22 protein-coding genes and 1 riboswitch are annotated in these 24,670 nt (G+C 65.4%); of the genes, 6 read left to right on the forward strand and 16 right to left on the reverse strand.

The genetic code is table 11. The features are described 5' to 3' along the window. Positions 1 to 42: 42 nt before the first annotated feature. Positions 43 to 153, reverse strand: a riboswitch (SAM riboswitch). 197 nt (positions 154 to 350) lie between these two features. From erm to HF684_RS02140, 6 genes are all read right to left on the reverse strand, one after another. Beyond that, positions 351 to 1,463, reverse strand: coding sequence for a 23S ribosomal RNA methyltransferase Erm (gene erm / locus HF684_RS02115; protein ID WP_348981420.1), 1,113 nt, complete (start codon positions 1,461 to 1,463; stop codon positions 351 to 353). Positions 1,464 to 1,918: 455 nt separating this feature from the next. Further along, positions 1,919 to 3,421 (reverse strand): inorganic phosphate transporter, encoded by a 1,503-nt coding sequence (locus tag HF684_RS02120; protein ID WP_169251146.1) that lies wholly within the window; start codon positions 3,419 to 3,421, stop codon positions 1,919 to 1,921. Between the two features lie 357 nt (positions 3,422 to 3,778). Next, a complete protein-coding gene (locus tag HF684_RS02125) occupies positions 3,779 to 4,375 on the reverse strand; it encodes a DUF308 domain-containing protein (protein WP_169251147.1) in 597 nt (198 codons plus the stop codon). A gap of 42 nt (positions 4,376 to 4,417) precedes the next feature. Beyond that, positions 4,418 to 5,452, reverse strand: a complete 1,035-nt coding sequence (locus HF684_RS02130) for a slipin family protein (protein ID WP_211168049.1) — start codon at positions 5,450 to 5,452, stop codon at positions 4,418 to 4,420. Positions 5,453 to 5,548: 96 nt separating this feature from the next. Beyond that, entirely contained in the window at positions 5,549 to 6,331 is a 783-nt protein-coding gene (locus HF684_RS02135; protein WP_169251148.1) for an aspartate/glutamate racemase family protein, read from the reverse strand. Beyond that, positions 6,328 to 6,975: an HAD domain-containing protein gene (locus HF684_RS02140; protein ID WP_169251149.1), complete on the reverse strand. Its 648-nt coding sequence runs from the start codon at positions 6,973 to 6,975 to the stop codon at positions 6,328 to 6,330. Before HF684_RS02140 ends, HF684_RS02135 begins: the two co-directional genes overlap by 4 nt. Before the next feature lie 134 nt (positions 6,976 to 7,109). Between HF684_RS02140 and HF684_RS02145 the strand changes: the two genes are divergently transcribed. Further along, complete coding sequence (locus HF684_RS02145) at positions 7,110 to 7,859, forward strand: helix-turn-helix domain-containing protein (protein ID WP_169251150.1); 750 nt, start codon at positions 7,110 to 7,112, stop codon at positions 7,857 to 7,859. Positions 7,860 to 7,963: 104 nt separating this feature from the next. Here the strand turns inward: HF684_RS02145 and HF684_RS02150 are convergent, their stop codons facing one another. Next, positions 7,964 to 8,371 carry a VOC family protein gene (locus HF684_RS02150; protein WP_169251151.1) on the reverse strand — a complete coding sequence of 136 codons (408 nt, stop codon included), beginning with the start codon at positions 8,369 to 8,371 and terminating at the stop codon, positions 7,964 to 7,966. Positions 8,372 to 8,461: 90 nt separating this feature from the next. Further along, the gene (locus HF684_RS02155; protein WP_169251152.1) at positions 8,462 to 8,857 is read right to left on the reverse strand and encodes a thioesterase family protein; all 396 of its coding nucleotides are present in this window, start codon (positions 8,855 to 8,857) and stop codon (positions 8,462 to 8,464) included. Positions 8,858 to 9,170: 313 nt separating this feature from the next. Between HF684_RS02155 and HF684_RS02160 the strand changes: the two genes are divergently transcribed. From HF684_RS02160 to HF684_RS02170, 3 genes are all read left to right on the forward strand, one after another. After that, positions 9,171 to 10,601, forward strand: coding sequence for an aldehyde dehydrogenase family protein (locus HF684_RS02160; RefSeq protein ID WP_169251153.1), 1,431 nt, complete (start codon positions 9,171 to 9,173; stop codon positions 10,599 to 10,601). A 60-nt stretch (positions 10,602 to 10,661) separates the two neighbouring features. Continuing rightward, entirely contained in the window at positions 10,662 to 11,759 is a 1,098-nt protein-coding gene (locus HF684_RS02165) for a Zn-dependent alcohol dehydrogenase (protein WP_169251154.1), read from the forward strand. A 172-nt stretch (positions 11,760 to 11,931) separates the two neighbouring features. Then, positions 11,932 to 12,294, forward strand: a complete 363-nt coding sequence (locus tag HF684_RS02170) for a response regulator transcription factor (RefSeq protein WP_169251155.1) — start codon at positions 11,932 to 11,934, stop codon at positions 12,292 to 12,294. Positions 12,295 to 12,501: 207 nt separating this feature from the next. Here the strand turns inward: HF684_RS02170 and HF684_RS02175 are convergent, their stop codons facing one another. From HF684_RS02175 to HF684_RS02200, 6 genes are all read right to left on the reverse strand, one after another. Continuing rightward, positions 12,502 to 14,358 (reverse strand): glycosyltransferase, encoded by a 1,857-nt coding sequence (locus tag HF684_RS02175; protein WP_248279079.1) that lies wholly within the window; start codon positions 14,356 to 14,358, stop codon positions 12,502 to 12,504. A gap of 22 nt (positions 14,359 to 14,380) precedes the next feature. After that, positions 14,381 to 16,147: a HAMP domain-containing sensor histidine kinase gene (locus HF684_RS02180; protein WP_169251156.1), complete on the reverse strand. Its 1,767-nt coding sequence runs from the start codon at positions 16,145 to 16,147 to the stop codon at positions 14,381 to 14,383. A gap of 114 nt (positions 16,148 to 16,261) precedes the next feature. Continuing rightward, positions 16,262 to 17,266 (reverse strand): electron transfer flavoprotein subunit alpha/FixB family protein, encoded by a 1,005-nt coding sequence (locus tag HF684_RS02185; protein WP_169251157.1) that lies wholly within the window; start codon positions 17,264 to 17,266, stop codon positions 16,262 to 16,264. Then, the gene (locus HF684_RS02190) at positions 17,263 to 18,099 is read right to left on the reverse strand and encodes an electron transfer flavoprotein subunit beta/FixA family protein (RefSeq protein WP_169251158.1); all 837 of its coding nucleotides are present in this window, start codon (positions 18,097 to 18,099) and stop codon (positions 17,263 to 17,265) included. Before HF684_RS02190 ends, HF684_RS02185 begins: the two co-directional genes overlap by 4 nt. Before the next feature lies 1 nt (position 18,100). Further along, positions 18,101 to 20,614 carry an FAD-dependent oxidoreductase gene (locus tag HF684_RS02195; protein WP_169251159.1) on the reverse strand — a complete coding sequence of 838 codons (2,514 nt, stop codon included), beginning with the start codon at positions 20,612 to 20,614 and terminating at the stop codon, positions 18,101 to 18,103. Positions 20,615 to 20,786: 172 nt separating this feature from the next. Continuing rightward, a complete protein-coding gene (locus tag HF684_RS02200; RefSeq protein ID WP_169251160.1) occupies positions 20,787 to 21,014 on the reverse strand; it encodes a hypothetical protein in 228 nt (75 codons plus the stop codon). A 236-nt stretch (positions 21,015 to 21,250) separates the two neighbouring features. Between HF684_RS02200 and HF684_RS02205 the strand changes: the two genes are divergently transcribed. Continuing rightward, positions 21,251 to 21,844, forward strand: a complete 594-nt coding sequence (locus HF684_RS02205; RefSeq protein WP_169251161.1) for a short chain dehydrogenase — start codon at positions 21,251 to 21,253, stop codon at positions 21,842 to 21,844. Positions 21,845 to 21,953: 109 nt separating this feature from the next. On the opposite strand, the gene HF684_RS02210 is transcribed toward HF684_RS02205, so the two are convergent. Continuing rightward, entirely contained in the window at positions 21,954 to 22,730 is a 777-nt protein-coding gene (locus HF684_RS02210) for an IclR family transcriptional regulator (protein ID WP_169251162.1), read from the reverse strand. Positions 22,731 to 22,848: 118 nt separating this feature from the next. Between HF684_RS02210 and HF684_RS02215 the strand changes: the two genes are divergently transcribed. Beyond that, positions 22,849 to 23,598: an IclR family transcriptional regulator gene (locus HF684_RS02215; protein ID WP_169251163.1), complete on the forward strand. Its 750-nt coding sequence runs from the start codon at positions 22,849 to 22,851 to the stop codon at positions 23,596 to 23,598. Between the two features lie 115 nt (positions 23,599 to 23,713). Here the strand turns inward: HF684_RS02215 and HF684_RS02220 are convergent, their stop codons facing one another. Next, a complete protein-coding gene (locus HF684_RS02220; protein ID WP_169251164.1) occupies positions 23,714 to 24,574 on the reverse strand; it encodes a methylenetetrahydrofolate reductase in 861 nt (286 codons plus the stop codon). Positions 24,575 to 24,670: the final 96 nt, after the last annotated feature.

A 24,670-nucleotide genomic window follows, 5' to 3' on the forward strand; every position in this document is an offset into this window, starting at 1 on the left:
GCACACCGTCCTTCTCGGGCGCGCTTCGGTAGCGCTGACCCGGATCGAAGCTTGCCCGAGCGGTTGACCCGGGCCCGTTCTTCCCCTGGGGCACCCGGTCGATGACGGGTTGCCGTGTGGCCGGCCAGGTACCGATGGCCACAACTCGCGAACGTGTACTCAGTGTAGACGGAGGGGGTGACACGACTCTTCTGCTCACGATGCCTGCGGGGAGCAGCGGAGGAAGCTGAACAAGTCCTTCTGCAACGGCCCGTCGGCACAAAGATCAGGCGTTGCACAGGCCGGCCAGGGACCCGGGCCGGCCAGCGTCCCGGCTCGACTGCGATACGTCGGGCCGGGACGCCGGAGACTCACCTCCGCGGCAGGTTCCACCTCGGCTGGGGCTGCTGCGGTTTCTGATGCTGATTCATGAAACCGCGTTCGGCCTGCAGATGGCCCTTGTCATGGCTCTTCGCCTTCGGGTCGGTGCCCGGGATGGGCGCCTGCAGCTTCTCGGTCGCCGGTTTGGAGCCGACGATGGGCATCTCTCCGGTGATCAACGGTGTCTGCGGGGCCGCCTCGGTGATGGGGTTCTTCTTCCCTTTGTTGTTTCGCATGGTCTTTCCCTTCTTCGCATTCGTCTGATCTGATTCGTCGGCCAGTTCGGTGAACAGTCCGGTCCACTGGCCGGGGGTGAGGTCTTTGGGCAAGGTGTCTCCTCTGATGTCGTTGCGGTCCATGGTCGATTGCAGGCTGCGGTGATCGGTGATGCTCATCTTCGAGAGGATTCCTTTCATTCCTCGCCCGCGACCGGTGAAGACCGCACGGACGAACTGTTGATAATCGGATCGAGCCTTGACTGGAATCGATCCGGTGGGGCAGCGATCGATGGTGAGGATGCCGCCATCGACGCTGGGTTTCGGGGTGAACGCATCGGCAGGGACGCGGGTGATGAGGCGGAAGTCGAACCATGGGGTCCATTGCGCGGTCATCATGGTCGATCCGCCGATTCCTGCGCGTTTGCGGGCGACCTCCCATTGCGTGAGCAGGATGGCCCGCTGCCAGCGCCCGGAGCGCAGCAGCCTGCGGAGGATGGCAGTGGTGAGGTGGAACGGCAGATTGCCGACGATGACCGGCCGGTCGAGCCGAGTGGTCAGGATGTCGGCGTGCCGGACCTCGGCCCGCGGGTACGTGTCTTCAAGGTGATCCAACCTCGTTTCGTCGAGTTCGACGAGCGTGAGCTCTCGTCCGAGTCGGTAGAGCTCGGCGGTGACTGCCCCATCCCCGGGACCGATCTCCATGATCGGTCCGGAGGTGGAACGAGCCAGGCTCGCAATCGTTGAGATGGTGGTGGGTGAGCGCAGAAAGTTCTGGCCGAGTTCATGTCGTCCGCCGTGCTGTGACCGCGGGGCCGAGTGCGAATGGGACTGTCTGCGTGTCGAATGGTGTCGTGGTGTGTGGGATCGCAATGGGATGTGCTCCAAGAATCAGATGGAGGCACCCGAGGCGGCGCAATGGTGGTGAGTCAGATCGATCCGCGATGACCTGGTCGATCACTGATGATCGCAGTGGTCAGGGGATCGGAATGGGATCAGCCGATTGCCGCATCGCCCGGATGCCGAGGGCTCTCCGGGAGGACAACGCGCTTGCAGAGGTGATCAGGGTGACCGTCGTCGGTCAGCCGATCGCAGAAGAATCCGTCCGGCGCGCTGTCAGGCGCTGCGGTGACGAATATAGAAGCAAGGCGCAGTCATTGCGCTGCTGTTCAATGTTCCCATGCCGAACAAGATAGCACAGGGAGTTTTGCCGAGACCAGGGTTCGGCCGAAAAACGCCCCGCCGACTTCGTGTGGAAGCCGGCGGGGCGGAGGCTCGGATCCGCTCGACACGATGTCTGGCACGCGGTCCGGGGAACGCTCATGAGCGTTCGTGTCAGTGGGTCAGCCCATCATGGTGCGCAGGGCGATGACGCCGACCGAACCGATGGCCGCGGCGGCCGGAAGGGTGATGATCCATGCCAGTGCGATCGGCTTCATGAGCTTCCAGTTCGCCGAACGGTTGACCAGACCGACGCCGATGATCGCACCGATGAGGATATGCGTCGACGACACCGGCAGACCACTCACCGAGGCGGCCATGACGATTCCCGCGGCAGCGAGCTCCGCGGCGAATCCGGAGGCTGGGTGGATCTCGGTGAGTTTCGTGCCGACGGTGGCAATGACCTTGCGGCCGATGAACCAGAGACCGACGATGAGTGCGATGCCGCAGGTGAGCATGGCTGCGAACGGCACGGTCGCCTCACCGCTGATGCTGTCGGTGCGGAGCACATCGAGGACGGCTGCGAAGGGGCCGACGGCGTTGGCGATGTCGTTCGACCCGTGGCTGAAGGCGAATGCGGAGGCGGTGAACACCTGCATCCAGGAGAACAGGATGTAGGTCGCACGGGGAACCGTCTGCTTGCGCAGGGTCTTGGCGAAGACGAACACGGCCAGCCACACGGCCGCGCCGATCATCGCCATGATGAGCAGGCCGCCGACCGTGGTCACGCTCATGTCGAGGTTCTTCAGGCCCTTGAACAGCAACATTGCAGTGATGATGACCGCGCCGCCGGCGGCGATGAGGGGAACCCACCGCTGCAGAGCCGAATGAGAGCCGATCGACCCTTCGCCGGTGGGGGCATCCTCGGTGGCGGCGTCGATCTGCGCGTCGACGGACCCCTCGGCTGCGGAGACCGGGGCGAGCATATGCGGCTTGAGCGTGTGCGACAGTGACGTGCCGAGCACGTACTTCTTGATCAGCCCGTAGATGATGAACGCGGCGAGTCCGCCGAGGGCGGGGGAGAGCACCCAGGAGATCGCGATCTGACCGACCTCGGACCACTGCACCATGGCGAGTCCGCCGGTGCCGGTGACGAAGCCGATCGTCAGAGACGCACCGATGATGCCGCCGATGATCGCATGCGTCGTCGACACCGGCCAGCCCATCCGGGTCGCCACGAGCAGCCACACTGCTGCGCCGAGGAGGGCTGCCATCATGATGAAGGCGAAGTCCATCGGATTGATCGCGACCCCGCTGAGGTCGACGATGCCGCTCTTGACCGTGTCGGTGACATTCCCGCCGGCCAGCAGGGCGCCGCTGACCTCGAAGATCGCGGCCACGAGCAGCGCCTGCTTCATCGTCAGGGTGCCGGCGCCGACCGAGGTGCCGAAGGCGTTGGCGACATCGTTGCCGCCGATGTTGAACGCCATGAAGGCGCCGAAGATGACCGTGGTGACGAGCACCATGCGGGGAGCGTCCCGGCCCACGAAGTCGAAGGACCACAGGGTGAAGGCGATGAGGGTGATCGCCAGCAGCCCACCGAAGGCCAGATGCCAGAGGCGGTCGTTGCTGCGGCCGACGGCAGGCGGCGGAGTGTGGCGCTCCGGGGCCAGAACCTGGGTCATTCGTTCTCCTAGCGGAATTCAGTCGATGAGGCAGTGTCTGTCTGCCTCCATGATTCGCAGGTCGAATGACCGCCAGGTTACGGCGAAGGTGAACGGACGGTGAACACCACTTCCGAGGCTCACGAAATGCTCATGCACAATCGGTAGGTTTCGCCGTCCGTTCACGCAATGTTCCAGGTCAGGTGCTATGTCAGTGGTCCCTTTCAGGGAGGTGGGGCAGGGGTGTGCTGGGGGCCAAGATTCGCTGTGTGACAATGACCACTGCAGCCCGAAACGTGGGTAAGACTGAGCCCGGATCCGCATCTGCGCGGACCCGGGCTCAAATGAAGTGGGAGAAGCTCGCCGAGGCGGCCGGAATCAGTCGATGATCTCCCCGCGGATGACATCGCCGCCGCCGTCGTCGGGACGATTGCGGTGCGGGTCGGTTCTCATCTGCCGGTCGACTCTGCGCAGGCGACGGCCGAGGGCGATGAGGGCGAGACCGACGAGGATGATGAATCCGGCGAGGGTGAAGATCAGTGCGGTCACTCCGGCGCCCGGGGCGAAGAGGAAGAAACCGCCGAGGATGATGCCCAGCACCCCGATGGCGGTGAGCACCCACCAGGACCTGACACCCATCCGGCGGATGAAGAAGGACATGGTGAGGGCGAGGAAGCTGAAGAAGATGATCGCGAACCCGGTCAGGACGGTGACCATGGACGCGAACAGCATCGGGGTGAGGAAGATGAGCACGCCGAGGAGGATGAGCAGAACCGCACGTGTGACCATGCTGCCGGTGCGGCCTCCGCGCGGTGCGAAGACGAGGGAGGAGACGGCGATGACGGCGAGCCAGCAGGCGAAGATCCGCACCACCACCTCGGCGGAGGAGCCGGGCCAGACCATCATCAGCGCACCCATCACGAGGGCGATGACGCCGTTGACGATGACTGTTCTTCCAGTGCGCTTGAGGTCCATGCACCCAGCCTAGTCCTCGGGTTTGGACAGACGCTGAAGACGTCAGGCGTGCCCGAGGTGCTCCTCCTGTTCGGTCGTGCCGGACCGGTCGGCCGACTCCGATGTGCTCCGTTCCTGTTCCGGCATGTCCGAGGTCACGCGCTCCTGCTCGGGCATCAGCCCGGTGAGCTTGAGCGATTCGGACATGGCCTGGACGATGGCGTCGAGGTCGGCCGGGGCACTCGTCGTCGCGTCCGATTCGGACCGATCGGCCGCCTCGGCGGGGGTGTCCGTCTCTGCCTCCGTGGTCGGCCTCGCTCCCGCTGCGGTGGTGAGAGGAGCGGCAGGGGTGCTGTTCTCGAGGAAGCGGAGCAGTTCGACGGGGAAGGGCAGGACCAGGGTCGAGTTCCGTTCCGCGGCGACCTCGACGATGGTCTGGAGCAGGCGCAGCTGCAGGGCGGAGGGCGTGTGGGCCATGGCCTCGGACGCCTGGGCGAGCTTGTTCGACGCCTGCAGCTCACCATCGGCGATGATGACCCGGGAACGGCGTTCGCGTTCGGCTTCGGCTTGGCGCGACATCGAGCGTTTCATCGTCTCCGGCAGGGCGACGTCCTTGATCTCGACGCGGTCGATGTGGACGCCCCAGTCCACGGCGGGGCTGTCGATCATGATCGCCAGACCCTGGTTGAGGCGTTCGCGGTTGGTCAGCAGGTCATCGAGCTCGCTCTGGCCGATGATCGAGCGCAGCGAGGTCTGGGCGACCTGGCCGACGGCGAGCTGATAGTCCTCGACGTCGACGACGGCCTTGCGTGGGTCGACGACCTTGAAATAGATGACCGCGTCGACGCGGACGGTGACGTTGTCGCGGGTGATGCCCTCCTGCGCGGGAATCGGCATGGTCACGATCTGGAGGTTGACCTTCTCGAGTTTGTCGACGAAGGGGACGATCGCGGTCATCCCGGGCGGACGGGGCTCGGCATTGACTCTGCCGAGGCGGAAGACCACCCCACGCTCATACTGCTTGACGATCTTCAGGCTGTTTCCCAGCGTGATTGCTCCGAGGGCGACAAGTGCGGCGAGGATACTGAGCGCCAACATGTCGAATCGCCTCCTTTGACGATTGACTGTCCGGTCTATTCTACGCCTGTGCGGCGCGGAAAGACCGGGCTCGGAGGGAACGTGGAGGCGGGGCGCTCATGCCTCTCGGGCGAGCAGTCGTTTGCCGGCCGGGTAGGCGTCGAGGGCACGGGGCAGGCTGACGCGGCGGCCGGAGGCGAAGGTTGCGAGCACGCGTCCGGTGTCCGAATGCTCCTCGCCGATTCCGGCGGGTTCGAGGCCGATGCGACGCAGGGTCTGCTTGGCCACCGGCATGGGGGAGTCGAAGACGGTCAGCGCTCCGGCGCGGGCGGCCATGATCCGGTCGGCGACGAGTCCGTAGTGGGTGCAGCCGAGCACGACGGTCTCCATTCCGGGTCCCATCTGGGTGAAGGCATCCTCGATGGCGGTGTCGATCTTATTCAGGTCGGCGGCGTTGATCGCCTCGGCCAAGCCGGGGCAGGCGACCTTGGCCACGTGCAGGTCGGCGGCGAAGGAGTCGATGAGGTTCTGCTGATACTCGCTGCCTGTGGTCGCCGGGGTCGCCCAGATCGCGAAGTCCTGCCCGGTGCCGGCGGCCATCTTCACCGCCGGGACGGTGCCGATGACGGGGATGGCCGGTTCGTAGCGGGCCCGGACGGCCTCGAGGGCCTGCACCGAGGCGGTGTTGCAGGCGATGACGATGGCGTCGGGTTCCCAGTCGGCGAGCACCCCGGCCGAATGCAGGGCCCGCTGTTCGAGGGTGTCGGTGCTCAGACTGCCGTACGGAGTGAAGTCGGGGTCCATCGCTAGGACGAGATCCGCGTCGGGAGCGAGGTTGAACAGCGCGTCGGCGGTGCCGAGGAGTCCGAGTCCGGAATCGAGCAGGCCGATGCGCGTCATGAAGTCCCCTTCGGGTCGGATGTCGTCGGATCGCCGGTCTTGGCTTCGCCGGTCCTGGCTTCGTCGGTCTTTGGACTGCTGGCCTTCGGGTAGGCGAACTCCCGGATCTCCTTGAGATGGGCCTTCGTCAGGCCATGGGCGAAGTCCGGGGCGATGAGTTTGAGGCGGTTGGGCGAGTAGTGGCTGAGGAAGTACTCGCGGGTGGCCGGCCACGCCAGGTCGTCATCGATCCAGATCGCACGACCGTGCTCGTGGGTGGCCAGCCAGTCCTCCACGGCGCGGGCCTTCCACCACTGCTGCGGATCGTGAGCGAAGCGGTTGTGCGTCTCATCGGGCATTTCGATGACGTCGAAGGAGTTGCGCAGACCGAACTTCGGTTCGAGTTCGGACTTGCACCGCTGCGACCAGGTCGACAGCCACACGACATCGACCTCATGGGTCTCGACTATACGGTCGAAGAATTCGACGACGGACGGCCTGTAGTGGAGTTCGTAATGCCACGCGTGCAGTTTCTTCCGCCCCTCGGCCATGCCGCGCAGCTTGGGCACCGGGTAGGAGTTGAGGACGCCGTCGACATCGAGGAAGACGGTGACATGGCGAGCCTGCCTGCGTGCCGACACCGGCGCTGCGGATGCTGCAGCCATGATTCCTTCCCGTGAGCTCGGGCGTTCGGTCCGCTGTCGGGACCGGTCGCGCGCTATTCTGGGGGCAGATCGCGCCGCCCGCACCAGACGAACACCGTCGAGTTTACCGCCGAGAGCATCAAGAGGCCGAGTCCATGTACCGAGAAACCCGGATCCCGCGCCTATGGGCGAGCCTGTGGGTCTCGGTTCCCGACACGGCGGATACCCTCGCCGAGGCGGCCGACCCGGCCCGTCGCAACCTCACTTTCGGGCTGGCTGCCGTGCATTCTCCAGCTCCCTCGCTCATCGTCCCCGACGGATGCATGGATCTCATCGTCATCGACGGACGGATCGTCATCGCCGGCGCCGATTCCACGGCACGGATGTTCCACGGTTCGGCCGCACCGACGGTGGGTCTGCGCTTCGACTCCGGCGTGCTTCCGCAGCTGCTGACCACCTCGGCGGGGGAACTGGCCGATCGGGTGACAGCCCTCGACGCGGTGATCGGCGGCAGCCATTCCGGGGCCCCGAACGTCGGTGAGGCAGGGGCCGCCTCGGTGGCGGGATCCGCTCGGGTGCTGCTCGATACGGCCGGCGATCTGGCCGACCGAGCAATGCTGGATCTGCGGCCGATGGCCCTGGCTCGGGCCTTGGACGTGCGCTCAAGTTCGCCTGCCCACACCGTCACCGAGGCGGCCGCGGAGTTCGCGTACTCACCGCGGCAGCTGCGCCGACTGAGCGCGGAATGGTTCGGCTACGGACCTAAGCACCTGGCGAAGATCCTGCGTTGGCGGGCCGCGCGAGACCTCATCGATGCGGGCCGGTCGCGCACGGCGGCCGCGGCCGAGGTCGGGTATGCCGACGCCGCTCACCTGCGAAGAGACGAGCGCTCGCTCATCGGATGAGGGTGCGCTCTAGGCGTCCGTCCCACCAGCCCGCCCACCCATTTACTACCCGACGGGGGCCCAGCAACCTCGCGCGAGGTTGCTGGGCCCCCGTCGGGTAGTAATTAGGAGTTGAGGGCGGCGAAGAGGTCGACCTTGTTACCGTCGGGATCGGAGACCACTGCGTAGCGCTGCCCCCAGAATGCGTCCCAGGGTTCGTGGACGACTCCGGCCACGGGACCGGAGTTCTCAGCGCCACGGCCGGTGAGCCGGGCGAATGTCGCATCGACCGCCTCGGCGGTGGAGCAGTCGAAGGCCAAGGACATCGTGTGTCCGCCCGTCGGCCGGGTCCATTCGGGGTCGATGCCGAGTATGACCGCCTCGGTGTCGAGCAGGACCCGCAGGGACCCGGAGGTGAACTCGGTGTGCGGGGCGTCCGGGCCGCCGTCGGCGAGCTCGAGGCCGAGCGCGGAGTAGAAGGTGATGGCGGCGGGCATGTCTGCGGTGATGATGGAGATCGCGTCGAGTTTCATGACTTCAGACTATGCGGACGGTTGGTGGCGCGGCTTGAACGAATCGGCCATGGTTGCGGCGCCAGGTGTCAGAGTGAAGCGGTTCGCGCCTCAGTCCTGCAGGTAGGGTTCGAAGACTGCACGCAGTTCGGGGGTAAGAGGGGACGGCTTCTGAGTCTCCCGGTCGATGTGGACGAGGACGCAGTCGTGGTCGAAGACCTGACGTCCGTCCTGGTCGCCGCGAGTGTTGACGGTGAACGAGGAGTTGCCGAGCTTCTTCACCGTCACGGTCATCTTCAGCTCGGGGCCGTACATGACGGGGATGAGGTAGTCGATGGTCTGGCGGGCGACGAGCAGCCCGCCGCCGGTGATGTGACCGGCCCGGATCTCATGCATCCAGCGCACACGGCATTCCTCGATGAGCGTGATCATCCGTGCGTTGTTGACGTGGCCGAGCAGGTCCTGGTCCGACCAGCGCACTTCTGGTGAGAGTTCGAATGTGGCCATGACTGCCTCCGTGAGCTGATGGGGAATTGTGTCTGAACGATCGTTCCATAGTTAACCAGGCGGCCGGCACCAACGGAAATTCTCAGGTCGGCGGATATCTGCAATCAGCGAGATCAGATTTGATTTATCCAGAAGAAGTAGAAATTTTAACTATAAAGTGTTTAGATTAAGGGAGATGATCCCGTATCGGACAGATCGGTTCGAATGAATCGTATGCGATACGGGAGGAAGCGTGCTCGGCCCACGATGCGTGAATCATCTGTTGCGCTGCGTGAGCCCCGAACGCCTCCGTGCACAAGGGAAAGGGGCACAGATGACAGACACCGCAAGCACACAAGGTTTCACATTCGAATCGCTGCTCGAAGCGGTTCAGCCGGAGACCGGCGGGCGTGAGATTCTCGACCCGGCCACGGGCGAACTCGTCGGACGCGTATTCGTGCCCTCCGTATCTGCGCTCGATGAAGCAGTCGCGACGGCAGAACAGGCACAACCGGCTTGGGCAGGTCTCGGCCACGACGAACGCAGTCGACTGCTCGCTCTCGCCGCTGACGCCGTCGAAGCGAATGCTGAGCCATTGGCGCAGCTGCTCTCCCGCGAACAGGGCAAACCGCTGAACGGCCCCAACGCACGATTCGAGGTCGGCGCCTGCGCCAGTTGGCTGCGGGCCACGGCTTCTTTCGAATTCACCCCCGAAGTCCTCGTCGATGATGGGCAGACCTACGCGGAACTCCACTATCGCCCCCTCGGTGTCGTCGGAGCCATCGGACCGTGGAACTGGCCGATGATGATCAGCGTGTGGCAGCTGGCGCCGGCACTGCGGATGGGCAACTCCGTGATCATGAAACCCTCGGAGTACACGCCGCTGTCAGTTCTGGCACTCGCCGAGGTGCTCAACACAGTCCTGCCCGAAGGCGTCCTGCAGGTCGTGGCCGGAGACGGAGCGGTCGGCGAGGCGATGTCGACCCACTCCGACATCGATAAGATCATGTTCACCGGTTCGATCTCGACCGGCAAGGCGATCATCGGTTCGTCGGCCGGCAACGTGAAGCGACTGACGATGGAGCTCGGCGGCAACGACGCAGGAATCGTTCTGCCGGACGCCGACCCGAAGGCCATCGCCGAAGGACTCTTCTGGGGAGCCTTCATCAATACCGGACAGACCTGCGCCGCTCTCAAACGGCTCTATGTCCACACCGATATCTACGACGAGGTCTGTCGGGCGCTGACCGATTTCGCTGCAAAGGTGCCGATGGGCAATGGTCGCGACGAACGCAATGAACTCGGCCCGCTGCAGAACAAGGCCCAGTTCGACATCGTCGATTCTCTCGTCGAATCGGCGAAGAGCTCCGGCGCGAAGGTCATCCTCGGCGGGGATCCCGATCGTGAGGCCGCCGGGTACTTCTACCCGACGACGCTGATCGCCGATATCGATCCGCAGAACCCGCTGGTGACCGAAGAACAGTTCGGCCCGGCCCTGCCGATCATCCGGTACGACGACGTCGATGAGGCCGTCGATCTGGCCAACAGCCTCGAGGTGGGGCTGGGGTCGTCCGTGTGGTCATCGGACCGATCAGCCGCAGTCGAGGTCGCCGCTCGCTTGGAAGCCGGCACCACTTGGATCAATTCCCACGGCGGAATCGATCCGCGGATTCCCTTCGGCGGCGCGAAGCAGTCCGGTTACGGTCTCGAATTCGGAGTTCACGGACTCAAGGGGCTGGGTCAGCCGCACGTGGTCGTCGGCTGAGCCCCGTTCGGTTCCGCAGCGCGGCTGCGCCAAATATCTGTGACAAGTGAAAGGAAGTCTATGAAGGCAATGGTCGTCAGGGAACTCGGCGAAGGCTGGGTTCCTGAAGATGTCGAAATCGCAGACCCGGTGGGCAATGAGGTCCGTGTGGAGCTCAAGGCCTCTGGTCTGTGCGGAAGCGACCTCATGGAGATGCGCTCCGAGGTGAACTATCCGCCACCAGCCGTACTCGGACACGAGATCGCCGGCATCGTCACTGCAATCGGTCCGAATGTCACCCAGTTCGCTGTCGGCGACCATGTCGCAGGCTGCCTCGTGCAGTTCTGCGGCAAATGCGAACGCTGCCTCTCGGGGGATGTCGGACTGTGTCGTCACCCAGAGGACACACTGCGCGGTGAGGGCGAGGCCCCTCGTCTCACAGACGCAGAAGGCAAGGAACTGACTCAGGGAATGGCTCTGGGCGGGTTCGCCCAGGAATCGCTGGTGCACGAGAACATGCTCGTCAAGATTCCCGACGAGATGCCGTTCGCCCAGGCCTCCATCCTCGGCTGCGGAGTCGTGACCGGAACCGGAGCCGTCCTCAACGCGGCCAAGGTCAAGCGCGGCGATTCGATCGTGATCATCGGAGCCGGCGGAGTCGGGCTCAACGCGATCAGCGGCGCGGTCATCGCCGGAGCTTCGCAGATCATCGTGTCGGACCTCAACGAGCCGACTCTTGAAACGGCGAAGAAATTCGGTGCCACCCACACCATCAACTCCTCGGAACAGGACCTGGTGGCCGCGGTGAAGGAGCTGACCGGCGGATACGGAGTCAGTGCCGTGTTCGACTTCGTTGGAGCCACCCCGACCGCGCGTCAGGGTTACGACATGCTTGATCGAGGCGGAGTGCTGTACCAGATCGGAATGGCCGGCCCGGATGCAGTCATCGAGACACACAACCTGGCCAACACCTTCGACCGTAAGGGAATCCAGGGCGTCTTCATGGGATCGGGTGTGCCGAAGCGCGACATCCGAATTCTCTCCGACCTCTACCTCAACGGTCGCCTCAATCTCGATGACCTCGTTTCGGCCGAGATCTCCCTCAGCGAGATCAACGAAGGATATGAGAAGCTCAAGGACCCGGAGACGAACCGGGTCGTCATCACCAAGTTCGACTGAGCCAGACACCGAATAGTCCGACTCGAATTGGGCCCGGGTTCTGCTGCTTGAAGGGAGCGGAATCCGGGCCTTCTCGACTCTGCGCAAACCCCTACGTGATGTCTTCTATCTCGCTAAGCTGAGCCGTGAAGTGGGGTACAGGAATGATGGGGAAGCACGAAGGAGACGCACGATGGATTCGAAGAACGCACTGGTCATCGAAGACGATGACGATATCCGCCGACTGCTCGAGGTCGTTCTGGAACAGAGCGGATACACCGTCGAATCGGTGGCGACGGGCAAGCTCGGACTCGAACGCTTCGACGAGGTCGAACGCACTCTCATCACCGTCGACCTCGGTCTGCCCGATATCGACGGTCTTGAACTCCTGCGGCAGATCCGACCCCGCACCGTGGCGACGATCGTGGTGATCAGCGCCCGGGCAACGCAGAGTGACAGCGACGCCAGCGTCGAGGCCGGTGCCGATGCCTTCCTCACCAAACCCTTCAAACCACGCGAGATCCGCGAATTCCTGCAGGCGATGGACACGGAATGAGCCGGACGCGCTGACCGCCGAGGCGGTTCAGGGGCTGTCGTCAGGTGGTACCGGCGGAATCTCGGTCCCGGCCCGGACGAGCGCCGGCCCGGACGAGCGCCGGCCCGGACGAGCGCCGGCCCGGACGAGCGCCGGCCCGGACGAGCGCCGGCCCGGACGAGCGCCGGCCCGGACGAGCGCCGGCCCGGACGAGCGCCGGCCCGGACCTCAGTGCTGGCCGCGGGTCGGCAGGTCGAGGAAACGGGCGCGGATCTCGACGATCGTATCGTCTCCGACGCGGGCCAGGCGCGGCAGTGCGGCGCGGGCGGCATCGAATTCGCGGCTCTCGACCAGCGTCGTGAAGTCTTCGGCCGCGACCTGCAGTCGGCGTGCCCCGACCATCGTCGACGCCACCCGGATGCTGGCGATCGCATCGCTGATTCCCAGCACATCCTCGGCGGCCACGGCCTGCTGCAGGTTCGCCAGACGGCGGGGCCAGATGAGGGCGAACCGGGACACGATCTCCACGGCGTATTCGTCCCTGCCTTCGAGCTCCTCGGCGAGGTCGGTGAGGCTGCTCTGGTCGAGCAGCGGAACGACCTGCAGCGCTGCCGGGGTGAAGGTCGAGGTGACGAGCACGTCGTCGGCGTTGCGCTTCGTCTTCGCCCACGAATTCCGGCCGGTGACCATGCGTGCGATCGCGCGCGGATAGTAGAAGTACGTGAAGTACACGTAGACGAGATACCCCAACCCCAGCAGCACCGAGGAGACCCGACCGATGGGTTCGGGACCCCATCGTCGGTAGAGCGGACCCCACAGGGCGTAGGGGAGGACGACGAACACAAGCCCGGTGAGGACGATGATCCAGGTCGCGGCATCGCTGACGAAGCCGAAGAATCCCTGAGCGATCGCGACGGCGGTGACGATCGGGATGAGCAGAAGGTTGAGCATCATCAGCCACGGCTGGCTCATGAAGTAGTGGATCTCGACGAACCCGGGAAACTTCAGGACACGGCTCTTGCGCAAGGCGGGCAGATTCGACGCGCACTCCATGATCCCCTGGCCCCAGCGCGTGCGTTGGGTGAGCAGCCGGCGGAAATAGGGCAGCGCCTCCTGGGACACGTGCGCCTGCGGGAAATAGCCGTTGCGGAAGCCGCGGGTGAGGATATTGAGTCCGAGTTCGTAGTCCTCGCTGAGCTTGTTGCCCCACGGTTCCCCGTGGTCTTCGGTCAAGGCGTCGAGGACGGTCAGCCGGGTGAACTGCCCATTGCCGCCCATGCCGACGGTGCCTGTGGTCACGCGCAGCTGCTGCATCGCCGAATTCGACGTGCGGAACTCGATGTCCTGCATCCGGACGAGGAACCGCCCGAGGAGATTGAGATACCGGCCGCGGCCGGGGCGTGGCTGCTTGTCGCCGCGGTTCTTCATCCACACTTCGAGCTGGGCTGCGCCGAGGGAGTCATCGCCGAAGCCCGCCGGTCCCGAGAGCACGGCCAGAGCATTGTCGGAGAGGAACCCGTCGGCGTCGAGGACCCCGATGACCGCACGAGTACGGTCGGCAGGATCAGCACCGACGTACTCGGACACCGAGAGGTACGCCGCATTGAGTGCCTTGCCTTTCCCCGTCCGTGCCTCGGGCAGGACCCGGGAGATGAGATGGGTTCGGTCGTCGACGTCCATGATGTCGGTGACGATGGCTGCGGTGGAGTCTTCGCTGGCGTCGTCGATGACCCAGATGTGCGCGGTGGGGAAGGACGTCCGTGCGGCCGAGACCGTCTCGGCGATGACGGATTCCTCATCACGGCAGGGGATGAGGAAATGCCAGGTGAAGTCCGTCGGGTCACCGGGGTCGACGGCCTTCTGCCGGACATAGGCGATGAGCAGCAGGCTGACGTAGGCCAGGGAGAGAGAGGCCGTGATCGTGATAGTGATGAGTGCGATGTCGAACCACCAGTACTCGCCGAGGCGGCCGAAGGATCCAGAGAAGCAGAAGATGTAGGCCGCAAGCACTCCGTAGACGAGGGACAGAACCACCGCGAGCGGTCCGATCTGCCTCGTCGAGGAGCGGCTGTCGTGCCCGGTCACGGTCGGGTACCTTCGTTTCGGGTCATGGTCGGGTTCCTTCGTCTCGGGAGGGGATGCGAACGCTGAACGTGCTGCCGGCGCCTTCAATCGAGGACACCGTGATCGTTCCCCCGTGTGCGTCGACGATGCCTTTGACCAGGGCGAGGCCCAGTCCGACGCCGCGCTGACTCGAGGCCCGGGCGGCGGCGCCGCGGAAGAAGGCCGTGAAGAGCTGATCGACCTCGTTGGCGGGCATTCCTGTTCCGTCGTCGACAACGTCGAATCCGATGCCGAGCGCATCAGAGCGGGTTCGGACGGTGACGCGATGTCCGGGGCCGGAGTATTTGATGCCGTTGACCACGAGGTTCGTCAGCACCTGCGTGATGCGCTTTGAGTCGGCCGAAATCGTCGGGGAACCCGCGGACTCGACGGCGAGTTCGACTTCCTGGTCGGCGGCCGTCGAGCGAAGCTGTTCGACGACGTCGTCGATGAGCGGGGTGAGTTCGAATTCGGTGATGTTCAGTTCGAAGCGGTTCGACGGTGTCTGCTGGGTGCTGAGAATGTCCTCGACCATGGCGAGCAGCTGATCGGAGTTTCTTTGTACGACGGTCAGATAGGACGCGATCGCCGAGGCGGCTGCGGAGGAGCCGTCGTCGAGTTCGTCGAGCGCGAGCTCCGTATAGCCCATGATCGACGTCAACGGGGTCCGCAGCTCGTGGGAGACCGAGGCGAGGATGCGCTCGCGGGCCCGGATGAGCTGCTGTGTGGATGTCACGTCCTGGGTGGTCACGATCGTGTGCGGGGCGATCCTCGGGTGCCCCTGCCAACTCACCGAGGAGATCGACAGCGCCAGCTGATCACCGCCTTGCGGGCCGACCCAGATGAGTTCATCGGCGAACCGTTCGCCGCGGCGGGCACGGGCCACCGGTGACTCCCTCGGGTCGATCCGGGTGTGCCCATCGGCGCCGAACATGTCCCCGTCGGCGATGGCGGACTCGTCGATGACGGTGCCCGTGGCAGCGGGACCGCCGATGGTGGGGTCTGTGTTGCCGGGACCATCCGAGGTGAACTGAGCGCCGACCAAACGCTTGACCGTCGCGTCGAGGTGAGAGGTGAATGCCGGGTTCTTGAACGCGGTGTCCCCGTTCTCGTCGAAGACGACCACTCCGACGTCGACGCTGGCGCCGGTGCCGCGCAGCAGTGCGCTCGTCTTCTGCAGGTCCCGCGTCAGGGCGCGCTGTCGATCGAGTGCTGCGCTCAGTCGCAGATTCGTCGCGCGCAGACGTCTTTCGAGCCCGATGGTCAGCCCGGAGACGAGCACGACGGCAACGGGCAGAATGAGGGCGAGCACGATTCGGGCGGCATCTACCGGAGTGTCTCCGCCGAACAGGCTCACTGGGGTGAGGGTGGTGAGCACTGCCCCGAGTGCGATGACGGCGCCGCGTGTCCGGAAGCTTGTGACCAGCCAGACGACGGGAGTGAAAGCGAGGACCGACAGCCCCGCCCCATCGGGATAGGTTCCCAGACGGCACAGGCCCAGTGCGAGGAAGTCGAGGAGCGGGATCGCGAGATTCGGCACCCAAGAGCGTGAGAACTTCTCCGAGTAGACGGCTCCGAGCGTGGCGATGACGAGTAGGACGGAACCCGATATGAGCCACTCGTGGCCCACTGCGGAATCCGGTCGCAATGCGCTGAGCAGGGCTGCGCTCGCCCCGAGCAGGATCGCAAACGAGACCTGGTGGATGATCGTGAAGGCTTTGGAGTCCCCGGCGACGAAGCCGAGGTAGGCGATGCGGACGAGCCGGTTCACCGTCGATCCGCCGATCGCGTCGAACTCGTGGGGACAGAGCGCACGACAGCCGCCTTTCGCCGCTTCCGGAAGGCCCCGTCTCTTCCGAGGTCCTTGAGGAAACTATAACCGGGCTCAGCCGCGGCGGCGGACGATCTCCTCATTGACGGCTCCGACCACCTCGTGGAGGTCGCCGATGATCGCGTAGTCGGCCCGTTGGACCATCGTGGATTCCTCATCGGTGTTGATGGCCACGAGCGTCTTCGCGCCCTCGATCCCGGCCATGTGCTGGATCGCACCGGAGATGCCGCAGGCGATGTAGACGTCGGGGGAGATGCGGCTGCCGGTCTGACCGACCTGTTCGGCGTGCGGGCGCCAGCCCAGGCCCGTGACCACGCGGGAGACGCCCAAGGCCCCGCCGAGGTGGTCGACGAGTTCGAGGACTTCGGCGAACCCGTTCTCCGAGCCGACTCCGCGACCGGCGCCGATTACGGCCCTGGCCGAGGTCAGTCCGGACGCATCATCGGCGGCCTCTGCCTCGGTGCGCTGGACACGGGTGGCGAGGTCCGCCTCGGCGACGGTGAGGTCGTAGTCATAGACCTCCGGGGTCACCGGGGTCGTCTCTTCGGGGGTGCAGGCGTGGCCGGCGATCGTGAGCACCTGCAGGTCCCCGTCGAGGCGGAGGCGTTCGTAGGCGGTGCCGCCGTGGACCTGCCGCAGCAGGCCCTCGTCGTCGCAGGCGATGACGTTGGCCGCCATGCGTGCACCCGTGCGGACGGCGGCGTGGGCCATGAGCTCCATACCGCGCGGGGTGCCCGAGGCCAACAGTGTGCCGGAATCCGGGGTGACGTCGACGATCGCCTGCGCCCAGGCCGCCGCGGAGTACTCGGCGAGATCCGGGTGCTCGAGATGGTGGATGACGCTGACCCCGAGTCGCCCCAGCGCCGCGATGGCGGAATCGCTGAGTGGGCCGATCACCACCCCTTCCGTGCTACCTGACGGGGGCCCAGATACCTCGCGCGAGGTTGCTGCGCCGCCGTCAGGTAGTAAATGGGGGTTTTTGCGGGCGAAGGTGAGGGCTTCGGCGGAGGTGAGTATGACCTCGCCTGCCGGGTCGGTTTCGACGTAGACCACAGTCATGGCCGGATCACTCCGATCTCTTCGAGCACATCGACCAGGGCGGGAGCCGCCTCAGGTCCCTCGCCGAGGATGGTCACTGAACTCGCCTTCACCTCGGGCAGCTCGAGTCGGATGCGGGGGCTGCCCGTCCCGGGCTCCGGGGCGTCGTATTCGACGACCTGCGCCTTCTTCGCCTTCATCCGTCCGGTGATCGAGGGGTAGCGCGGGTCGACCCCGCCCTCGTGGACGGCGACGACGGCGGGCAGACCGAGTGAGAAGATCTCCGTTCCCGCCGGCCCGATCCCGCGCGCCTCGATGCGACCGGAGCCGCCTTCGCTGCTCCCAACGCCACCGTTCCCGGCATCGGTGCCGCCACCCTCATCCGTCCCACCGACACTGATCGTCTGGATATTCGTCAGCACCGGGTACTCGAGGTCGTAGGCCAGGCGGATCCCGACCTGGAAATCGCCGGTGTCGGCGGCATCGTCGCCGGTGAGGACGAGATCGAAGGTCTGTCCCGCCTCGGCGCGATCGCGGATGACATCGCCGATGATCTGCGCGATGTCCTCGGGTGCGAACACGGACGGGTCGGCCGCCTCGACGAGTATGCCGTCGTTCGCACCCACGGCCACGGCGGCTCGCAGCTGTTCGACCGCCTCGGCGGGACCGACCGTGAGCACCGTGACCGTCCCACCCGTGGCGGCCGCGGTCTGGATCGCGAGCTCGACGGCGCACTCCTCATGCGAGGACATGGTGTGGCCGAGCCCGGAGTCGTCGATCCCGGTGCCGGTGGCATCGAGGGTGACGGAGCCGGCGATATCGGGGACGCGTTTGATGCACACGAGAATGTTCATCTCATCTCCTGATGCACTCGTTGTCGGGGTCGAACAGCGGCGTCGAATCGACCGATGCCACCGTGACGGGATAGAACTCCTCCATGTACACGACCTGCAGACGGTTGCCCAGCACCGCCTCGGCGGGTGGGAGGAACGCCATGAGCACGTGTCTGCCCAGGCTGGGAGCCGACCCCGCCGAGGTGACATAGGAGTTCCGACCGTGCCCGTCGATCAGCGGATCGCCGTCGGCAGAGACGACGGGTTCCCCACCGAGCATGTACCGCATCTGACCGCTGGCGCTCGTGTGGTCATCAACGGTGAGTGAGCACAGCACCGCCTTCGGCTCCTCCTCACGGTGGCGCAGGTGGGCGGCCCTGCCGACGAAATCCTGGGACTTCACCTTCGGTCTGCTCATCCCGACCTCGACGACGCTGCGTTCGGAATCGAGCTCGGCCCCGAACGCGCGGTAGCCCTTCTCGATCCGACCGGTGGTGCCGTAGACGCCGAGACCGACGGGGACGAGTCCGTGACCTCGGCCGGCGTCCATGAGCGCATCCCAGAGCTTCAGCCCCGATTCCATCGGCACGTAGAGCTCCCAGCCGAGATCGCCGACATAGGAGATGCGGGAGGCGAGCACCTCGAGCGAACCGATCTCGATGACCCGGGCGGTGCCGAACCCGAACCCCTCATGGGAGACATCGGCACTGGTGAGCTCGCCGAGGATGTCGCGGGCTCGCGGTCCCCACAGCCCGATCGTCGTCCACGAACTCGTGAGATCGGCGATCTGCGCGCCCATATCGGGCAGGCGGTCGGCGAACCATTTGAGATCGACCATTCCGTGGGCGGCACCCGTGACGACGCGGAAGCGGTCGTGTGCCAGTCGCATGATGGTCAGGTCGGAACGGAACCCGCCGTTCTCATCGAGGATCGGGGTGTAGACGACCCGACCGACGGCCACATCCATCTGCGCCAGGGCGATGGACTGGACCGCGTCGAGGGCGGCGGGGCCGAACACGTCGAAGATGACGAAGCTCGAGAGGTCGACGAGCCCGGCGCGCTTGCGCATCGCCAGGTGCTCGGCATTGATGATCGGGGACCACCAGCGGGAATCCCATTCGGCGCCGCGGTCCATCACCGCGTCACCGAACTCGTCGAGCAGTCCGGCATTCGACCCGAACCACTGCGGTCGCTCCCACCCGCCGGCTTCGAAGAACACCGCCCCGAGCTCGACCTCGCGCTGCCACATCGGTGAGCGGCGGACGTCGCGATCGGAACTCCACTGCTCGCCGGGATGGACGATCCCATAGGTCTTGTTGAATGCCTCCGAGGTGCGCGCCTTCACGTGGGTGTGGGTGCGCTGGTGAGAGTGGAAGCGTGCGATGTCGGCACCTTGCACGTCGATCTCCGGCAGGCCGTTCGTCATCCATTCGGCCACGGCCCGACCGACGCCCGGCCCTTCCTTCACCCACACGGCCGCCGCCGACCACAAGCCCTTGACCTGAGGTGATTCGCCGAGGATGGGCGCCCCGTCCGGGGTCAGCGAGAGCAGACCATTGATGGCATAACGGATCTCGACGTCCGGATTCGACAGCACTTCGGGCATGAGTTCGACGGCCTGTTCGAGCTGCGGATCGAAGTCCTCGTCCGTGAACGGCATCTCCGTGGGGGAGAGCTTCGCCGCCTCGATCGAGGGAATCTCATCCGGATCGTGGAGGATCGGCCGGTGGGCATAGGAGCCGATCTCCATGTCGGAGCCGTGCTGACGCTCGTAGCAGAAGGTGTCCATGTCCCGCACGATCGGAAACGAGATCTCGCCGGGACGTTCGGCCAACTGCGGGACGGGTCCGACGCTGATCATCTGGTGGACGGCCGGAGTCAGCGGGATCGCGGCACCGGCCATGGCCGCAATGCGCGGAGACCACACACCGCAGGCGATGAGGATGCGGTGCGTCGCGATCTCACCCTTCGTCGTGTGCACGGCCGTGATCTGGCCGCCATCGACATCGATGCCGGTCACCTCGGTGTTGGGCGAGACCGTGAGCGCACCCTTGGATTCGGCGGATTCGCGCATCATCGTGCCCGCCCGCACCGAATCGACGACGCCGACCGTCGGGGTCCAGAACGCGCCGAGGATGACCTCGGGATCGAGGAACGGCACCTTCTCGGCGACCTCGGCGGGGGTGACCAGGGAGGATTCGACGCCCCAGGCCCGTGCCGAGGCCATGCGCCGCCGCAGCTCTTCCATGCGCTCCTCGGTGCGGGCGACCTCGAAGCCGCCGGACTCGGTGAAGACGCCGAGGTCCTTGTATTGGCGCATGCTGTCGAGGGTGAGGTCGGTGATCTCACGCGAGTGATCGACGGGGAAGATGAAGTTCGAGGCGTGTCCGGTCGAGCCGCCCGGATTCGGCAGCGGGCCTTTGTCGACCTGGACGATATCGGTCCATCCGAGTTCGGCGAGATGATGGACGAGGCTGTTGCCGACGATGCCGGCTCCGACAACGACGACGCTGGCCTGGGCGGGGACGGAAGCCATGAGCAGGCTCCTCTCTGAAGGCTTCGTCGCCTTCACCGGCATTGTTGCGAATTATGCAACGATGCGCGCTATGTGGAACTGCGTACGATGATCGTCCTCCGCCGAGGCGGGAGTGTCAAGAGGGCGTCTGCGCGGTCATTGCGCGGTCGGACGAACGTGTCGAACGACATCGTCAGGGCTGGGTGGTCAGCTCTCGGAAGTACTGCTGAGCGAATTCGGCGAATCGGGGGCAGGCCGAGTGGGCGTTGTGCGAACTCCATTCGATGGTGACGTCGACTTCGGGCGAATCGACGATCTCGCGATAGACCACTTCGGGATGCGAATGGGTGAATGAGGTCGCCGCCGAGGTGATTCCGACGGCTTTGTCGAGGACGACGTCCATCAGCCATTCGTCTTTCACGATGGCGATGTCGATATCGGCTTTGGCCAGGGCCGCGTCCAGATCGTCGGGTCGAGTCGCATCGATCGGTGTCTGCGAGGAAGTCTGCCATTCCCTGATGAGGCTGTGCGTGTGTCTGCCCAGTCCCGCCCATGCCCATCCGAGACATGAATGTCTGCCCAGAGGTATTTCTCTTCGCCTCCGATTGTGCTTAGGCTCGCAGCAGACCAGGACACCAACGAGGCGAGGCAGACACCATGAAGGTACTCATCATCGGAGCCACGGGACACGTCGGAACCGCGGCCGTCCGAGCGCTCGAAGGCAGGCACGAACTCGTTCAGGTCGGTCGCAGCACGGATCCGGCGGTCGATCTCGACGATCCGGCGACGATCGAGGCGCTGCTGAACGAGGTCGGTGACGTCGATGCCATCGTGTGCACGGCCGGACACGTCCCGTTCAAACCCGTCACCGAACTGACCCGGGAGGACTTCGAGTCGGGGTTCTACGGCAAGACGCTCGCCCAGCTGGATCTGGTGCGCATCGGCCTGCCCCATGTCAGGGACGGCGGTTCGATCACCCTGACGACCGGGGTCACGGCCCGCGCCGCGATCCCCACCGGATCGGCGGCCGCGATGGCCAGCGGAGCCGTCGAATCATTCGTCATGGCCGCCGCCGGTGAGATGCCGCGCGGCATCCGCATCAACGTCGCCAGCCCGACCGTCCTGGAGTCGGCCACGCACTTCCACGACTTCTTCCCCGGATTCCCGCCGGCCTCCGATGAGGCGGTGGGCAATCTCTACCGCCGCGCCGTCGAGAGCATCGACAACGGCACCACGTACGTCCTCGACTGACGACCTCCTCGCGGAGGATGATCGCACCCTCGCCGAGGCGGACCTCCGTGAGCGCGTGCGTGCCGATTTCGGCGGATGCCGATTTCGTGGGGTGCCGACTTGGCGGGGTTCAGTGTTCGCGCCACCCGAGACGGGCAGAGATGTCGGCGGCCGCCCGAGTGAGCAGATCTCTGGCCGAGGCGACCTTGTCCTCGGTGAAGCGGAAGCTCGGTCCCGAGGCCGAGATCGAGGCGATGACGTCCCCGTGGGCATTGCGCACGGGAGCGGACACCGCGGTCAGCCCGACCTCGAGCTCATCGATGACGAGCGAGAATCCGGTGGCGGCCACCTCGGCGACCTGGGTGAGCAGCTGCGGAACCGAGGTCACCGTGTGCGGGGTGTAGCGGGTCAGCTTCGCCCCCAGGGTCTCGCGGATGCCGTCTTCGCTCAGGCCCGAGAGCAGGACCTTGCCGTTGGAGGTTGCATGCAGCGGAATGCGCTGACCGACCCAATTGTGGCTCTGCACCGACGACGTCGACGAGGCCTGGTCGAGGTAGAGGGCTGCGCCGTCGGAGAGGACGGCGACATTGATCGTCTCACCGGTCGCCTCGGCGAGCATCTTGGTGATCGGGCGGGCCTCCTGGACGATGTCGAGGCGCGCGGTCGTCGCCCCGGCCAGCCGGAGGATGGACAGACCCAAGCGGTATCGGCCGCGGTGGTGATCCTGTTCGACGAGTCCGCGGGCCTCGAGGGTGGAGACGATGCGTGACGCCGTCGATTTGTGCACCCCGAGTTCACCGGCGATCTCGGTGATCCCGGCGAGCCCGGTGCGGGCGATGATCTCGAGGATCGTCACGGCCCGATCCACGGATTGGACGCCTCCCGAGCCCGCTTCGCTGTTGCTCATTTCGAAACTGTAACTCACGACGCGCAACCCGGCCAGAGTCTCAGGGCGTGGGGTAGGGTGAGTGCGGTCGGTGGGCCTCGATTTCGCCGACCCCCTTTCCCCGACGGAGCTGAGCACGATGAGCAATGGGACCCAGTCGATCGACCGGGCGGCAGAGATCCTGTCGTTGGTCGTCAGATCCGACGAACCGATCTCCTACACCGAGGTGGTCGACGAGACCGAATTGGCTCGGTCGACGGTCTCACGCCTGCTCTCCGCACTCGAGCGCAACGGTCTCGTCGAACGCGACGGTGAGGGCCTCTATCGCGGCGGATCGCTGTTCGCGACCTATGCCTCCCGCTTCGACCGAGTGGAGAACCTCGTCTCCGCGGCCGATCCGACCCTGCAGCGCCTCAGCGAGGAGACCGGGGAGACCGTCAATCTCGCCATGCCGGGCCCCAAGGGGGTCGTCCAGGTCGCTCAGGTCGATTCGACCTTCGTCCTCGGGGCCACGAACTGGGCCGACGTCGAGGTGCCGCCGCACTGCTCGGCTCTGGGCAAGGTCATGTTCGCCTACGACGTGATCCCGCTGCCGACCGGTCGGCTCGAACGGCGCACCGAGAAGACCCTGGGCTCACGCAAGGAGCTCACCGACGATCTCGAAACGGTGCGCGAACGCGGATTCGCCATCGTCCACGAAGAATTCGAGATCGGCCTCGACGCTCTGGCGGCACCGGTGTTCGGCATCGACGGAGACGTCGTCGCGGCCGTGGGAATCTCCGGGCCGACGATGCGCATCGCCGACCATCACGACCGCCTCGGCGCACTGCTCGTCGACGAGGCGGGACTGCTCTCACGCACCCTCAAGCGCAAGGTCACCCACAGGTAGACGAGCCGAAAATAGGTCGTATTCGGATACTTTTCGGCGCTGAAAGTATCCGATGGTGACCTGGATTCGTGTGGCCGTGTCCGATTGCGACCTATTCTCTGACTGAGGTGGCTGCTCACCACGCGGTCGAGACCTCTTCGGCGCCGCCGAGGGCCGCGAGCTGCTTGCGGCGCCAGACCTCGGTGTCTTTGATCTGATTGAACGTATAGATGTGCAGACCGGCGACGCCCATGGCCGGGTCGTCGAGGAACGGGCCGATCTTGTCGAGGAACTTCCGCGGGTTGTAGCCGCCGGGCTTGGCCATTCGCGTGAAGGTCGCAGTGTTCTTCCGCAGGAACCGCGTGGACTCACCCACCCCGATCTTCGTCGCGACGCGAGCGAGCTTCGCCAGCTCCACCTTCCCGGCGATGCCGAGGACCAGCGGCAGCTCGATGCCGCGCGAGCGCACCCGGGCCACCCATGAGGCGACGAGAGCCGGATCGAAGCACAGATTCGACACCAAGTGTGTGGCATAGTCGCGTTTGTCCCACATCGCCTGGATGGTCACATCATCGGGGATGATCGGGTGCGATTCCGGATAGGCGCTGACGCCGATATGGCGGAACGGGGCGGCCATGGACGAGAGATCGACGAGGAGGTCGTGCGCTCCGACGTACCCGCCGGCCGGGGGAGTGGCGTCCCCCGCGGGGACGAAGATCCGGTCCACAGCCGCCTCGGCGAGGCGATCGACGATCTCCGTGAGCTCGGGTCTGCCGTGGATCATCCGTGCGGCCAAGTGGGGCACGGCGCGGAATCCCAAAGCCTGGAGCTGCTCGGCCGTGGACAGCGTCGCCTCAAGCGTCAGCCCAGTCGATGCGGTCACGGTGATCTCGCGGCCCGGTGCAACGTACTCTTCGATGCGTTCGACTATTCCGGCCGTGGGCAGTACTTCGTAGCGGGCGGTGCTCAACAGCGTGCGCAGCGTTGACTGTGACATCCTCGTCTCCTTCTCGGAGGTCGATTCATGAAACTCGCAAGCGCGAGTTCCTTGCGTCCCGGTGTGTTCGATCTTACACTCATTGTACCCATGATA

The organism is Brevibacterium sp. 'Marine', assembly GCF_012844365.1.
Lineage (GTDB): Bacteria > Actinomycetota > Actinomycetes > Actinomycetales > Brevibacteriaceae > Brevibacterium.

What these genes read in the sequence shown, in the direction of transcription:
- HF684_RS02120 (WP_169251146.1), bottom strand. Translation starts at nt 3,421, where the DNA reads ATGACCCAGGTTCTGGCCCCGGAGCGCCACACTCCGCCGCCTGCCGTC.
- HF684_RS02125 (WP_169251147.1), bottom strand. Translation starts at nt 4,375, where the DNA reads ATGGACCTCAAGCGCACTGGAAGAACAGTCATCGTCAACGGCGTCATC.
- HF684_RS02130 (WP_211168049.1), bottom strand. Translation starts at nt 5,452, where the DNA reads ATGTTGGCGCTCAGTATCCTCGCCGCACTTGTCGCCCTCGGAGCAATC.
- HF684_RS02135 (WP_169251148.1), bottom strand. Translation starts at nt 6,331, where the DNA reads ATGACGCGCATCGGCCTGCTCGATTCCGGACTCGGACTCCTCGGCACC.
- HF684_RS02140 (WP_169251149.1), bottom strand. Translation starts at nt 6,975, where the DNA reads ATGGCTGCAGCATCCGCAGCGCCGGTGTCGGCACGCAGGCAGGCTCGC.
- HF684_RS02145 (WP_169251150.1), top strand. Translation starts at nt 7,110, where the DNA reads ATGTACCGAGAAACCCGGATCCCGCGCCTATGGGCGAGCCTGTGGGTC.
- HF684_RS02150 (WP_169251151.1), bottom strand. Translation starts at nt 8,371, where the DNA reads ATGAAACTCGACGCGATCTCCATCATCACCGCAGACATGCCCGCCGCC.
- HF684_RS02155 (WP_169251152.1), bottom strand. Translation starts at nt 8,857, where the DNA reads ATGGCCACATTCGAACTCTCACCAGAAGTGCGCTGGTCGGACCAGGAC.
- HF684_RS02160 (WP_169251153.1), top strand. Translation starts at nt 9,171, where the DNA reads ATGACAGACACCGCAAGCACACAAGGTTTCACATTCGAATCGCTGCTC.
- HF684_RS02165 (WP_169251154.1), top strand. Translation starts at nt 10,662, where the DNA reads ATGAAGGCAATGGTCGTCAGGGAACTCGGCGAAGGCTGGGTTCCTGAA.
- HF684_RS02170 (WP_169251155.1), top strand. Translation starts at nt 11,932, where the DNA reads ATGGATTCGAAGAACGCACTGGTCATCGAAGACGATGACGATATCCGC.
- HF684_RS02185 (WP_169251157.1), bottom strand. Translation starts at nt 17,266, where the DNA reads ATGACTGTGGTCTACGTCGAAACCGACCCGGCAGGCGAGGTCATACTC.
- HF684_RS02190 (WP_169251158.1), bottom strand. Translation starts at nt 18,099, where the DNA reads ATGAACATTCTCGTGTGCATCAAACGCGTCCCCGATATCGCCGGCTCC.
- HF684_RS02195 (WP_169251159.1), bottom strand. Translation starts at nt 20,614, where the DNA reads ATGGCTTCCGTCCCCGCCCAGGCCAGCGTCGTCGTTGTCGGAGCCGGC.
- HF684_RS02205 (WP_169251161.1), top strand. Translation starts at nt 21,251, where the DNA reads ATGAAGGTACTCATCATCGGAGCCACGGGACACGTCGGAACCGCGGCC.
- HF684_RS02210 (WP_169251162.1), bottom strand. Translation starts at nt 22,730, where the DNA reads ATGAGCAACAGCGAAGCGGGCTCGGGAGGCGTCCAATCCGTGGATCGG.
- HF684_RS02215 (WP_169251163.1), top strand. Translation starts at nt 22,849, where the DNA reads ATGAGCAATGGGACCCAGTCGATCGACCGGGCGGCAGAGATCCTGTCG.
- HF684_RS02220 (WP_169251164.1), bottom strand. Translation starts at nt 24,574, where the DNA reads ATGTCACAGTCAACGCTGCGCACGCTGTTGAGCACCGCCCGCTACGAA.